Below are 13,103 nucleotides of genomic sequence, written 5' to 3'. Positions count from 1 at the left end.
CGAGCTTGCCTCGCGATCTTTTAAAAGATCAAAAGATCGCGAGCAAGCTCGCTCCTACAGGGTGATATGGGTTAACGGGTGGTTTTACGGAACACGAAGACCAGACCGATGATGATTAAGGCCATGCCGAGTACGCTCAGCAAGGCCAGTTTGTTGCCAAAGATCAGGTAGTCCATGACCGCTGTGACCGCAGGCACCAAGTAGAAAAGGCTGGTGACGTTCACCAGGTTGCCCCGGGCGATCATCCGGTACAGCAGCAAGGTCGCCAGCACCGACACCACCAACCCCATCCACAACACCGGCAGCACAAAGCCTGCGCCGTGTTCGAAGTGGAACGGTTGAAACGGCACAAACACCGCGCACAACAGCAACCCGGCCAAGTATTGCAACGGCAATGTGCCCAGCGGGTTCTGGGTAATGCGTTTTTGCATCAAAGTACCCGCCGTCATGCTCCCCAGCGCCAACAACGCACAAAGCATTCCGCCCCAGGACAAACCGGCCAGACCAATATTCTGATACACCACCAGAATCAAGCCGGTCAGCCCCAGCATGAGCCCCAACGAACGGCTAAAAGAGTGACGACGCTCCAGAATCACCGCCGTCAGGATCGGCTGCACACCCATCACCGTGGCCATGACGCCTGGCGTGACCTTGAGGTCCAGCGCCAGCAGATAAAAAATCTGATACGCGCCAAGCAACACCGTCCCGGTGGCCAGTGCGTAACCAATGGCTTTGGCGCCGCGTGGCATTTGCAGCTTCATCGACGGGATCAAGAGCACCAGCGCCAACAGAGCGATGGCAAAACGAATCAACAGAAAGGCAAAGGGCGAAGCATGGGCCAAGCCCCATTTGGAGAAAATCGCGCCGCTGCTCCACAGCAGAACAAACAGGCTCGTGGACGCCGCCGCAAACGCGGATTCTTTAGAAATCGAAAACATGGGTAACACCTGTCATCAGACATAAAAAGCCAACTCAGCCGAAGCTGAAATTCAATGGTTTTTTAGACGGGTACGGGCAGCCGAAAGCTCAGCTCAGCCCGCAACACCAACACCCGGTGGCGAAACAACGACGTTCACCACGGTGCGGCTGACAGGAGGGGGATAGTGGCTGATCTGCACAGGCTGTTTGCCTCCGCACGGCACCACGCCAGCAAAAACTGCTGGAACGACAACGCTGTGAGTAAGGGAAACCGGCATGTGCTGATTCTTTTGAAGAGAGTGGTATGAGCCATGGGCTCAACGAGCGCTGACTATAACCAGCGCTCGACATGAATTGCAATGGCTTATCCGAACAACCAACGCCACAGCAGTACCAGCACGATAACGGCCAGCACCGGGCGGGCGATGCGGTAGAGCTTGGGGTTGCGGCGTTTCCATTGTTTGACTACGCCGCTGAAGCGATCACTGAAGGTTTTGCTCCAGGCGTAGGCTTTGTTGATGCCGCCTACGCGTTCGTCGTCGAGGTTTTGCGGGGCTGTGGCTTTGCCCAGTTGCGCACTGACCCAGCGATTGATGCGGGTCATCAGGCGGCTGGTCAACGGGCGCTCGACGTCGCAAAACAGGATCACGCGGGTGATGTCGGTTTCGTTTTTCACCCAGTGCACGTAGGTCTCATCGAACATCACGTCTTCACCATCGCGCCAGGCGTATTCCTCGCCGTCAACGAAGATGCGGCACGCGTCGGAGTTCGGTGTCGACAGCCCCAGGTGGTAGCGCAAGGAGCCCGCAAACGGATCGCGGTGCGGGTTGAGATGGCTGCCGCCCGGCAACAAGGCAAACATCGCGCCCTTGACGTTGGGGATGCTGTTGACCAGCTCTACGGTTTTAGGGCACAGCAATTCGGCCGAGGGCAGCGGTTTGTCGTACCACTTGAGGTAAAAACGCTTCCAGCCTTTTTTGAAGAAAGAGCCAAAACCGGCGTCGTTATTCTTCTCGGCGGCGCGGATATAGCCTTCGTCGAACAAGTGCATGGCTTCTTCGCGAATGGCTTGCCAGTTGTCTTTGAGGACATCCAGCTCGGGGAATTTGCTGCGGTCCAGATAAGGCTTGGACGGCACGCCCGAGAATAAATACATCAGCGCGTTGTAGGGCGCAAAGAATGCGGAGTGGTTGACGAACTGGCGTAACACCGGCAAACGCGCCTTGCCGCGCAAATGCACGTACAGGATGCTGCCGACAAACAGCAGTATGAGCCCTGCCTTGATGGCGAAGGATAAGGTCATGCAACAACTCCTCGAAAATACCGTGCGGCACCAAAAGCCCGCCGTGGCAGCCCGCCATGATAAACACTACGGACGCAGGACAAAACCCGCGCATTCCAACATTCAGTCTTAAGTACTAAGCAATAACGGCGTAATTATGCATAAGCAGGCGTTTAGATCGTTTGATTTGAGTCATCAGTAACAGGTGGGAGCGGGCTTGCTCGCGATTGCGGCTATCGCGAGCAAGCCCGCTCCCACAGGACCTTCGGTCTTACTGCTGCAATTCCTGTTCGCTGAACAGGTCGCTGAACAAGAAGCTCGACAGGTAGCGCTCGCCCGAGTCCGGCAGGATCACGACGATGGTCTTGCCCTGCATTTCCGGGGTTTCAGCCAGGCGTGCGGCCACGGCCATGGCTGCACCGCCGGAGATCCCGCTCAAGATGCCTTCATCATGCATCAGACGCAGGGCCATGGCCTTGGACTCGTCGTCGCCGACCAACTCAACTTTGTCGAGAATCGACAGGTCGAGGTTTTTCGGCACAAAACCTGCGCCAATGCCCTGAATTTTATGCGGCGAGGGCTTGATCTCCTCCCCGGCCAGCGCTTGGGTGATCACCGGCGACGTGATCGGCTCAACGGCGACCGACAGAATCGGCTTGCCCTGGGTGTGTTTGATGTAACGCGATACGCCGGTAATGGTGCCACCGGTGCCCACGCCCGCGACCAGCACGTCCACATCGCCGTCTGTGTCGTTCCAGATTTCCGGGCCGGTGGTTTTTTCGTGGATCGCCGGGTTGGCCGGGTTATCAAATTGCTGCGGCATAAAGTACTGCTCAGGGTTGCTGGCCTGAATTTCAGCAGCTTTATCAATGGCGCCCTTCATGCCCTTGGCCGGCTCGGTGAGTACCAGTTCAGCGCCCAGCGCCTTGAGCACTTTGCGCCGCTCAAGGCTCATCGAAGACGGCATGGTCAGCACCAATTTGTAACCCCGTGCAGCAGCCACAAAGGCCAGACCGATCCCGGTGTTGCCGGAAGTTGGCTCGATAATGGTCATGCCCGGCTTGAGCACGCCACGGCTCTCGGCGTCCCAGATCATGTTGGCACCAATCCGGCATTTCACCGAATAGCCAGGGTTACGCCCTTCAATCTTGGCAAGAATGGTCACGCCACGCGGCGCAATTTTGTTGATCTGAATAAGAGGTGTGTTACCGATGGAGTGCGCGTTATCTGCAAAAATGCGGCTCATGGCGGGGTCCTTATGCACCTTTTGGGAAGGCCCCAAGGGTAGGCTTCACGGTTCATCGCGTCCAGTCGTGACGCCTCAGTCAGAGACTGAATAAGGCGTCTGCGTTCACCTGAGGCGGACGCCGCGTTATAGTCGGACATACTTTTTTGTCCCCCGCCCTGCCCTTGCAGGCCTGGATCATGGTTTGAGGAATTGCAGATGAAGTTTGAAGGCACCCGCGCCTATGTGGCCACTGATGACCTGAAACTGGCGGTCAACGCAGCGATCACCCTGGAGCGCCCGCTGCTGGTCAAGGGCGAACCCGGCACCGGCAAGACCATGCTCGCCGAGCAACTGGCCGAGTCCTTTGGCTGCAAGCTGATTACCTGGCACATCAAGTCCACCACCAAGGCCCATCAAGGCCTGTACGAGTACGACGCCGTAAGCCGCTTGCGCGATTCGCAACTGGGTGTGGACAAAGTGCACGATGTGCGCAATTACCTTAAAAAAGGCAAGTTGTGGGAAGCCTTTGAGGCCGAAGAGCGGGTCATCCTGCTGATCGACGAAATCGACAAGGCCGACATCGAGTTCCCCAACGACCTGCTGCAAGAACTCGACAAGATGGAGTTCTACGTTTACGAGATCGATGAAACCATCAAGGCCAAGGTCCGCCCGATCATCATCATTACCTCTAACAACGAAAAAGAACTGCCGGATGCGTTCCTGCGCCGTTGCTTCTTCCACTACATCAACTTCCCGGATCGCACCACGCTACAGAAGATCGTCGACGTGCACTTCCCGGATATCAAGAAAGAGCTGGTCAGTGAAGCGCTGGACGTGTTCTTCGATGTACGAAAAGTACCCGGACTGAAGAAAAAACCGTCGACGTCCGAGCTGGTGGATTGGCTCAAGCTGCTGATGGCCGACAACATTGGCGAAGCGGTGTTGCGTGAGCGCGACCCGACCAAAGCGATCCCGCCACTGGCCGGCGCGCTGGTGAAAAACGAGCAAGACGTGCAGTTGCTGGAGCGACTGGCGTTTATGAGCCGTCGCGGCAATCGCTGATTTTTCAAGAAGGCGATAAGCATGCTGCTTAATCTGTTCAATGAAATGCGTGCGGCCAAGGTGCCGGTTTCGGTGCGCGAACTGCTGGACTTGATCAACGCGCTGAAAAACCGTGTGACATTCGCCGACATGGACGAGTTTTACTACTTGGCGCGTACGATCCTGGTGAAGGACGAGCGCCATTTCGACAAGTTTGACCGTGCCTTCGGCGCCTATTTCAACGGCCTGCAAAACCTCAATGAACACCTTGAGGCGCTGATCCCTGAGGACTGGTTGCGCAAAGAGTTTGAACGCTCGCTGAGTGACGAAGACCGTGCGCAATTGCAGTCGCTGGGCGGCCTGGACAAGTTGATCGAGGCGTTCAAACAGCGCCTTGAGGAACAAAAGGAACGCCATGCCGGTGGCAACAAGTGGATCGGCACCGGCGGTACCAGCCCGTTTGGCTCGGGCGGTTATCACCCCGAAGGGATTCGGGTGGGTGATGCCGGAGCGCGTCAGGGCAAGGCAGCGAAAGTCTGGGAACAGCGCGAATACAAGAATCTCGATGATCAAGTCGAGTTGGGCACCCGCAATATCAAGGTAGCGTTGCGTCGCCTGCGCAAGTTTGCCCGCCAGGGCGCCGCCGATGAGCTGGATATCGACGGCACCATCGACCACACCGCTCGCGATGCCGGGTTGTTGAATATCCAGATGCGGCCAGAGCGGCGCAACAACATCAAGCTGTTGTTGCTGTTCGATATTGGCGGTTCGATGGATTCCCACGTGAAAACTTGCGAGGAGTTGTTCTCGGCCTGCAAGACCGAGTTCAAGCATCTGGAGTACTACTACTTCCACAACTTCATTTACGAGTCGATGTGGAAAAACAACCAGCGCCGCCACATCGAGCGCATCGCCACACAGGATGTACTCAATACCTACGGCGCCGATTACAAAGTGATTTTCATCGGTGACGCAGCGATGGGCCCGTATGAAATCACCCACGCCGGGGGCAGTGTCGAGCACTGGAATGAAGAGCCGGGCTACAAGTGGATGCAGCGTTTTATGGAGAAGTATAAAAAGCTGATCTGGATTAACCCGTATCCGAAAGACACCTGGAAATACACCGCATCAACAGGGATTGTGCGGGATCTGGTGGAAGATCGCATGTACCCGCTGACCCTGGACGGGCTGGAAGAAGGGATGCGGTTTTTGGCTAAGTAGCTTCATTTTTGTAGGAGGGGCCGCCCCGTCTTCGACGCCGCGCTGTCGCGCAGCAAACAGGCCGCCGAGTATCTTCAGCATCCCCCAATCGGTTCCCTCTCCTTCGGGAGAGGGCTAGGGTGAGGGGGCTCTTGACTTGAGTACATATCCGTTGCTGCGGCAACGGCCACTTAGGGTTCCGGCCTTACGCCGCGTCACTTTGCAAAAGCGGCAAAGTAACCAAAACGCTTTTGCCCCTACCCCTCGGTGCCTCGCTTTGGCTCGGCATGCCCTCACCACAGGCCTTGCTCCGTAGGCCCGCCGCGATCGGCCATCCATGGCCGTGTCGCGGCTAACCCGGCGTCCTGCCGGGTTACCCACTGCGCAAAACCTGCGTTCGGCCAGCGTGGTTTAATGGGGCCTTTTAGATCAAGATCAAAAGCAAGATCTAGATCAAAAGATCGCGAGGCAAGCTCGCTCCTACGGGGTTCGGGGTTAGGCGAAGTGTTGCATAAAAGCCTGGTGCTGACGCTGTGCGGCGTCTTGGGTGACAGGCCGCAAGTAGACGGTCTCCCCCGGCACACATTGTGCCAGTCGCGCCAGCGCCAGCGGGGTTAATGCCCCCAGGCGCGGGTAGCCGCCAATGGTCTGCCGGTCATTGAGCAAGACGATCGGCTGACCATCGGGCGGTACCTGGATCGCGCCCAGCGGAATGCCTTCGGAGATCATCGGCGCGCCCTGATACTCCAGCGCCGGGCCCTGCAGGCGGATACCCATGCGGTCTGCGCGGCTGTCGAGGGTCCACGGCTGATTGAAGGCATCGAACGTGCTTTGCCCACTAAACGCACCGATCTGCGCGCCCAGCACCACATCAAGCAAAGGGTTGGCGGTAAAGACCGGTTGTTGCGCTAGGGGGATGTCACGTAGCGCAAACGGCTCGGCGGTGTAATTCAGCTCATCGCCAATGGCCAACGCACGACCAAAACCATCAGGGCCACCCAGCTGCTCACGCACCACCGTTGCACTGCTGCCCAGTACCTGTGGCGCGACAAACCCGCCGGGGGCTGCCAGATAGGCACGAGCGCCCAACAGTGGCTGGGTAAAGCTCAGGGTCTGGCCTTTTTTCAACTCGACACGCCGCCAGGGCTTCAGTGCTTGGCCGTCGACGCTTGCCGCCAGATCGGCGCCTGCCAGCGCCAGGGTGCAATCACTTTGGGCAATCAGGCTCAAACCGCCCAAGGTGATCTCAATGACCGCCGCGCCTGGCGCATTACTCAATAGCCAGTTGGCCCACATCATCGATAACCAGTCTGCGGCTCCGCCTTGGGTCACGCCCAAATGTCGCACACCAAAACGTCCGGCATCTTGCAACAGGCACATCGGGTTGCTGGCCTTGATCAGTAAACGGCTCATGCAAAAGCCTCCTGAGGTGTGTCGTCACCGCCTAAACGGATGAATTCTGCGTGGGACACAGCCTCGAATTGCACGGTATCGCCGGGCTGCATCAAGCTGTAGCCCTCTCGATTGCGATCAAACAGAGCGCTCGGGGTGCGGCCGATAAGGTTCCAGCCACCGGGCGATTGCGCCGGGTAAGCCGCCGTTTGCCGCTCGGCAATACCCACGCTGCCTGCGGCCACACGTTTGCGCGGCGTGCTCAGGCGTGGCGCGGCCAAGGCTTCTTCGACCAGCCCCATAAAGGCAAAGCCGGGGGCGAAGCCCAGGGCGAACACTTGATATTCACGTTCGCAGTGACGGCGAATCACCTCACTCACGGGGCCACCAATACGCGCGGCCAGCAGCGAGAGTTCCGGGCCGACACTGAGGTCGTACCACACCGGCAGCACATGGCGCTGGCCTAGGCGTTGAGTTTCGGGACGCAGCTCCGTGATGGCTTGGCCGATCAACGCCCGGGCCTCGGCCGGGGTCAGCGCCAGGCCGTCGTAATGCACCATCAAGGTGGTGTAGGACGGCACCAGGTCTATCAGATGGTCGGCAAATACAGCACGCAGTCGCTCGCTGGCCGCCAGCATCCACGGCATGTTGCTTTCCGCGATCTCATCGAACAGACGCAGCATCAGGCAGTCGATAGCCACGACTTCGATCCGCGGTTTCATGGCTGCGCCTGCTGGTTCAGGGCTTCGCGAATGCGCCGCACGGCCGCCACCGAGCTGGCGTTGTCGCCGTGTACACACAAGGTCGTGACGTGCAGGTGCAAGGCGCTGCCGTCACTGGCCGTCAGGGGCTGGCCGGCGGCAATCGTCAGCGCTTGCTGGACGATGACGTCTGCTTGATGGTGGACGGCGCCAGGCAACTGGCGCGAGACCAAGTGCCCGGCGCTGTCGTAGGCACGGTCGGCAAAGGCTTCGAACCACAGGGTTACGCCAAACTCATCGCCAATGGCCTGGGCCGCGCTGTTGTCACGCGTGGCCATCAGCATCAGCGGCAAGCTGGCATCGTAGGCGGCGACCGCCTGAACCACAGCGCGCAACTGCGCGGGGTTGGCCATCATGTCGTTGTACATTGCGCCGTGGGGTTTGACGTAGCTGACGCGGGAGCCCTGGGCGCGGCATATGCCGTCCAGTGCGCCAATTTGGTAATGCAGCAGGTCTTGCAGTTCTTGCGCCGAGTAGGCCATGGAGCGCCGACCGAAGCCCGCCAAGTCTTGATACGCCGGGTGCGCGCCGATCAACACATTGTTCGCCAGTGCCAGGCCCACAGTTTTGCGCATGATCCCCGGATCACCGGCGTGAAAGCCGCATGCGATGTTTGCGCAATCAATAAATGGCATCACCTCGGCATCCAGGCCCAGGGTCCAGTTGCCAAAGCTTTCGCCAATGTCGCAGTTCAATAACAGGCGGCTCACGGTGATGCTCCTGTGGTCTTTTTAGAAATTAGATGCAGGCATTTTTCGACAGCAACAGGCGGTTAGTCCAACTAATAAAAGCAGGGTATGGGGATAAGAAAAGTTGATGGCTTGATGCTGCCTCGCGATTTTTTAAACATCAAAAGATCGCGAGGCAAGCTCGCTCCTACAGCGGGGCGCGGGGTTTAGCTGTTGCGTTCGCGGCGGGCGATGCGTTCGCGCTGGCGTTTGCCGCCCAGTACGACCCAGTCCACGAGCCGGAAAAAGCCTTCGATGATGAAGGAAAACAGCAATGCGCCGGCCATTGCCCAGCCAATGGCGGTGGGCGACAGCAGTACCTGGTAGGTGTAAGCGTTTAGGGTTTCCTGGCGGATGTCCGGGTCGGCGGCGTAGGCCACTTGCAGGGCACGGATGTACCACGGGCCTTGCATGGCCTGGAACTGGTCGTCGAGCAGGCGCTGACGGTTGAGCAAGGTGCTCAGGCTGGTGGCATCGCTGCGAAACACCGGGTCGTCACTGGCCTGGTAATGCGCCACCAGGGCGTGCAGGTCACCTTTGAAGAATTGGTTGGCGGTGTTCTGGAAACCGGCCAGCCCGGTCTGGGCTTCGATCAGGTGCGCTTCCACGCGGTTGGCGTAGTCATTGATAAAGCCCGGCACTTGCACGCCCAGTAACAGGCCCAGCGTAAACAGCACCAACCGCAGGTAGCTCAGCCACATACACGCGTCCTTTAATCAGTTTTACCGTGGCTGATGCGCTCACCACGGCGCCACAGGCTCCAGTGGCCAGGCTCATAGCGCGTCCAGACTTCGTTTTCAGTCAAAGGCTCGGTGGCGATCACGGTCACCACGTCGTCAGGCGTTGTTTCTGACTGGAAGTCGACAATCACGTCGACATCTTTCAACCGGGCTGGGCCAAACGGGGCGCGTCGAGTGATGTGCACCAGTTTGGTTGAGCAGTAGCAAAACAGCCAATCGCCATCGCTGAGCATGCAGTTGAACACGCCTTTGCTGCGAAATTCGGCGCAGGCCAGGGTCAGCACCGGGATCAGCTCTTCGACTTCAACCGGCTCCGGAAACGCTTCACGCACGCGGTTGAGCAAATCGCAGAAAGCCGCTTCGCTGTCGGTGTCGCCAATCGGCCGGTAGAAGCTGGCGATCGGCGAGAAGTCAGCCAATTGGCCATTATGGGCAAAGCACCAGTTACGGCCCCATAACTCGCGGACAAACGGGTGGGTGTTGGACAAGCAGACTTTACCGACGTTGGCCTGACGGATATGGCCAATCACCACTTCGCTTTTGATCGGATAACGCTGCACCAGCAACGCGACTTCAGAGTCGCAACTGGCGGCCGGGTCCTGGAACAAACGCAGACCGCGACCTTCATAAAAGGCAATACCCCAGCCATCACGATGCGGGCCGGTACGCCCGCCACGCTGCATCAAGCCGGTAAAACTGAACACAATATCAGTCGGGACATTGGCGCTCATGCCCAATAATTCACACACGCTCGCACACTCGCATTCAAGCTCAACGAAAAGAAATCAGACCCGCGGTTCAACCCGGTTCGAGCCTGCCGGACGCGGCGCTGGCGGGCGACCGTAACGGTCATCACCGGCCGAGCCGAATGGCTGGTCATCTTCAGGGTCAATGCTGCGGTTTTGCTCAGCGGCTGCGCTTTGCGCCTGACGCGCCTTGCGGGCACGCTCGATTGGCCAGCGAATAAACACAAACACCGCGTACAGGCAAAACGCAAACAGGGTGTACATCAACAAATCAGACGCAGCACGCCAGACGTTGTCACCCACCTTGAATGCCAGGTCCAGGGCCGAGATGGCCACCGCCGGGGCGAATTGATCTTTGACCGGGTCAATAATGGTCGGGCTGAACAGCAGCACCGCCATCAGGATGCGTAATGGCTCACGTAACCAGCGCCACATAAAGCGGGTCAGGCGGCACCATACGAGCAGGCAGCCTAAAGCGGCGAAGGCGTATAAGCCCCAGGCGATCAGATAGTCGTTCTCGGTCATGGTATCCATGGTCGGCAGGCAATGAAGCGCTATGATAACGGCTTTTCGAGAGTGCGGCTGCACCGCCGTCAGCGTCACTTCTATTCATTCAGATTTCAGAGAACGCTCAATGACCGAATCAGCCTACGCAAACAGCGCACCAATCGCACATAAGGTCGAGGGTTCTGACCCCTACGCATGGTTACAAAATCGCGATAGCAAAGAGGTTTTGGACTACCTGATAGCGGAAAACAACTACCAGGAAGCGCAACTGGCCGATCAGGCCGAATTGCGCGAAACGCTGTTTCAAGAGATCAAGGGACGGATTCGCGAGACAGATTTGTCGCTCCCCTCCCCTTGGGGCCCGTACCTGTATTACACCCGCACCCAGGCCGGTGACGAATACGCCCGCCACTACCGCTGCCCGCGCCCGGCCGATGACAGCCAACAGGTCGACGAAAGCGCAGAGCAGTTGCTGCTGGACCCGAACGCCCTGGCCAATGGCGGGTTTATTTCATTGGGTGCGTTCAGTATCAGCCCGGACCATCAGCGCCTGGCTTATAGCCTGGACACCAGCGGCGAAGAAACCTATCGCCTGTTCGTCAAAGAGCTGGCCACTGGCGCCGTCACTGAACTGCCCTTTGAGGACTGCGATGGCAGCATGACCTGGGCCAATGACAGCCAGACCCTGTTTTTCGCTGAGCTGGACGACACCCATCGCCCGCACAAGCTTTGGCGTCATACCCTGGGTGAAACCGGGGCTCATGAGGTGTTTCATGAAGCGGACGGGCGCTTTTTCCTGCATTGCTACCGCTCAAGTTCCGAACGCAAGCTCATTCTTTTGCTCAACAGCAAAACCACCAGTGAGACCTGGGTGCTGGACGCCGAGCAGCCGCAACAGGCATTTCGCTGTTTGGCGCCACGGGTTGAAGGCCACGATTACAGCGTCGATCATGGCCTGCACGAAGACCAATGGGCGTGGTTTATCCGCACCAATCAGGACGGGATCAACTTTGCGCTGTATTACGCGCTGGGTGACGCCCCGCAGCGCAGTGAGTGGCAACGCCTGATCGCCCATGACGACCAAGTCATGCTTGAAGGCCTGACGCTGAACGCCAAGGCCCTGTGCCTGAGCCTGCGCGAAGGCGGCCTACCGATTATTGAGATCCGTCCGAACGGTTTGCCGCCATACCGCGTGCAACTACCAGACGCAGCCTACAGCCTGTATGTGCAAGACAGCCTTGAGTTCCAGGGTGCGCACATCCGCCTGCGTTACGAATCGCTGAATCGCCCGGCGCAAGTCCGCCAGCTGACACTGACCGATGGCGAACAAAAGGTCCTTAAGGAAACGCCGGTACTTGGGCCGTTCAATGCCGATGACTATGTCAGCCAACGTTTGTGGGCCACTGCGCCGGATGGCACTCAGGTGCCCATCAGCCTGGTCGTGAAACGTGATGCGCTGGGCAAACCGACACCGCTGTATCTGTATGGTTACGGCGCCTATGGCGAAAGCCTTGACCCGTGGTTTTCCCATGCACGCCTGAGTTTGCTTGAGCGCGGCGTGGCGTTTGCCATTGCCCATGTGCGCGGCGGCGGCGAGCTGGGCGAAGCGTGGTATCGCGCGGGCAAGCAGGAACATAAACACAACACGTTCAGCGACTTTATTGCCTGTGCCGAACATTTGATTGATCAGGGGCTGACCCGCAGCGAGCAATTGGTGATCAGTGGCGGCAGCGCGGGCGGCCTGTTGATCGGGGCAGTGCTCAATCAGCGCCCGGAACTGTTCAAGGCGGCGATTGCTGAAGTGCCGTTTGTTGATGTGCTCAACACCATGCTCGACCCCGATTTACCGCTGACGGTGACCGAATACGACGAGTGGGGCAACCCGCAAGAACCGGAGGTCTACGACCGCATCAAGGCCTACGCGCCTTATGAGAATGTGGCGGCACAGGCGTACCCGGCGATGCTGGTGATTGCCGGGTACAACGACAGCCGTGTGCAGTATTGGGAGGCGGCCAAATGGGTGGCCAAGCTGCGCGCCACCAAGACCGACGACCATTTGCTACTGCTTAAAACTGAGCTGGAAGCCGGCCATGGCGGCATGAGCGGCCGCTATCAGGGCCTGCGCGACGTCGCGCTGGAGTATGCGTTTGTGTTTAAGGTGCTGGGGATTTAAGCCTTTGCGGTTGTCGGCCTGCAAGCAACGGGTTGCGCTGCAACCCTTCGCAGCCTGCGGCAGCGACTACGGCGGTCAGTCCGCCGGAATCTTGCCTTTCGGGTCTTTGGCTTCAAGCCCCGGTATCGGTTGGTCTTTGGGCGGTGGCTGCGGCAGGTCTATCGGCGGCAGCGGCACCAAGCTGCTGTTGCCGGGGGCAGGTTTGGGCGCTGCACGCGGGGTGACCTGCGGGTATGGCGTAGGTGTAGCAGTGCCCGGCGAACCCGGTGCGGGTGTGACCGGGACACTCGGAATGGGGGTTAACTCCGCTGCCTGAGCCGCACTTATCGAGAGCGCGCCCCACACAATGGCCGTTAGAATAGTGCGTTTCATCAATGACTCCGTTGC

Annotated in this window: 13 protein-coding genes; 3 read left to right on the top strand and 10 right to left on the bottom strand. The window is 58.7% G+C overall.

Going from position 1 to position 13,103, the window contains the following annotated elements:
• Positions 1-71: 71 nt before the first annotated feature.
• The 3 genes from GHO32_RS09420 to cysK all read right to left on the bottom strand — a co-directional run bounded on the left by GHO32_RS09420 (position 72) and on the right by cysK (position 3,446).
• Positions 72-938 carry a DMT family transporter gene (locus GHO32_RS09420; protein ID WP_153335091.1) on the bottom strand — a complete coding sequence of 289 codons (867 nt, stop codon included), beginning with the start codon at positions 936-938 and terminating at the stop codon, positions 72-74.
• A gap of 344 nt (positions 939-1,282) precedes the next feature.
• Positions 1,283-2,221 (bottom strand): aspartyl/asparaginyl beta-hydroxylase domain-containing protein, encoded by a 939-nt coding sequence (locus GHO32_RS09415; protein WP_123751988.1) that lies wholly within the window; start codon positions 2,219-2,221, stop codon positions 1,283-1,285.
• Between the two features lie 250 nt (positions 2,222-2,471).
• The gene (gene cysK / locus GHO32_RS09410) at positions 2,472-3,446 is read right to left on the bottom strand and encodes a cysteine synthase A (RefSeq protein WP_153335092.1); all 975 of its coding nucleotides are present in this window, start codon (positions 3,444-3,446) and stop codon (positions 2,472-2,474) included.
• A gap of 198 nt (positions 3,447-3,644) precedes the next feature.
• On the opposite strand from cysK, the gene GHO32_RS09405 reads away from it, so the two are divergent.
• A complete protein-coding gene (locus GHO32_RS09405) occupies positions 3,645-4,490 on the top strand; it encodes a MoxR family ATPase (protein WP_123751986.1) in 846 nt (281 codons plus the stop codon).
• A gap of 21 nt (positions 4,491-4,511) precedes the next feature.
• The gene (locus GHO32_RS09400) at positions 4,512-5,690 is read left to right on the top strand and encodes a VWA domain-containing protein (protein ID WP_153335093.1); all 1,179 of its coding nucleotides are present in this window, start codon (positions 4,512-4,514) and stop codon (positions 5,688-5,690) included.
• Between the two features lie 474 nt (positions 5,691-6,164).
• Here GHO32_RS09400 and GHO32_RS09395 read toward each other — a convergent pair whose 3' ends face one another.
• The 6 genes from GHO32_RS09395 to GHO32_RS09370 form a co-directional block, all read right to left on the bottom strand.
• Positions 6,165-7,082, bottom strand: coding sequence for a biotin-dependent carboxyltransferase family protein (locus tag GHO32_RS09395; protein WP_153335094.1), 918 nt, complete (start codon positions 7,080-7,082; stop codon positions 6,165-6,167).
• Positions 7,079-7,783, bottom strand: a complete 705-nt coding sequence (locus tag GHO32_RS09390) for an allophanate hydrolase subunit 1 (protein WP_153335095.1) — start codon at positions 7,781-7,783, stop codon at positions 7,079-7,081. The genes GHO32_RS09395 and GHO32_RS09390 overlap by 4 nt, the downstream gene beginning before the upstream one ends.
• Positions 7,780-8,532, bottom strand: coding sequence for a 5-oxoprolinase subunit PxpA (locus tag GHO32_RS09385; protein ID WP_368668434.1), 753 nt, complete (start codon positions 8,530-8,532; stop codon positions 7,780-7,782). The genes GHO32_RS09390 and GHO32_RS09385 overlap by 4 nt, the downstream gene beginning before the upstream one ends.
• 185 nt (positions 8,533-8,717) lie before the next feature.
• Positions 8,718-9,251, bottom strand: a complete 534-nt coding sequence (locus GHO32_RS09380) for a DUF2937 family protein (RefSeq protein ID WP_048371575.1) — start codon at positions 9,249-9,251, stop codon at positions 8,718-8,720.
• Positions 9,252-9,262: 11 nt separating this feature from the next.
• Entirely contained in the window at positions 9,263-10,039 is a 777-nt protein-coding gene (locus GHO32_RS09375) for a class II glutamine amidotransferase (RefSeq protein WP_368668433.1), read from the bottom strand.
• 36 nt (positions 10,040-10,075) lie between these two features.
• The gene (locus tag GHO32_RS09370; RefSeq protein ID WP_048386295.1) at positions 10,076-10,570 is read right to left on the bottom strand and encodes a hypothetical protein; all 495 of its coding nucleotides are present in this window, start codon (positions 10,568-10,570) and stop codon (positions 10,076-10,078) included.
• A 100-nt stretch (positions 10,571-10,670) separates the two neighbouring features.
• Here GHO32_RS09370 and GHO32_RS09365 point away from each other — a divergent pair, with 100 nt between their 5' ends.
• Entirely contained in the window at positions 10,671-12,716 is a 2,046-nt protein-coding gene (locus GHO32_RS09365) for a S9 family peptidase (protein ID WP_153335097.1), read from the top strand.
• 75 nt (positions 12,717-12,791) lie between these two features.
• Here the strand turns inward: GHO32_RS09365 and GHO32_RS09360 are convergent, their stop codons facing one another.
• Positions 12,792-13,088: a hypothetical protein gene (locus GHO32_RS09360; protein WP_153335098.1), complete on the bottom strand. Its 297-nt coding sequence runs from the start codon at positions 13,086-13,088 to the stop codon at positions 12,792-12,794.
• Positions 13,089-13,103: the final 15 nt, after the last annotated feature.

Origin of the sequence: Pseudomonas sp. FSL R10-2189 (genome assembly GCF_009600325.1) — a bacterium.
In the GTDB taxonomy this organism is placed as follows: domain Bacteria; phylum Pseudomonadota; class Gammaproteobacteria; order Pseudomonadales; family Pseudomonadaceae; genus Aquipseudomonas; species Aquipseudomonas helleri.
The sequence above is the reverse complement of the archived record's forward strand: the minus strand, read 5'-3'. Positions and strand labels throughout refer to the sequence as shown.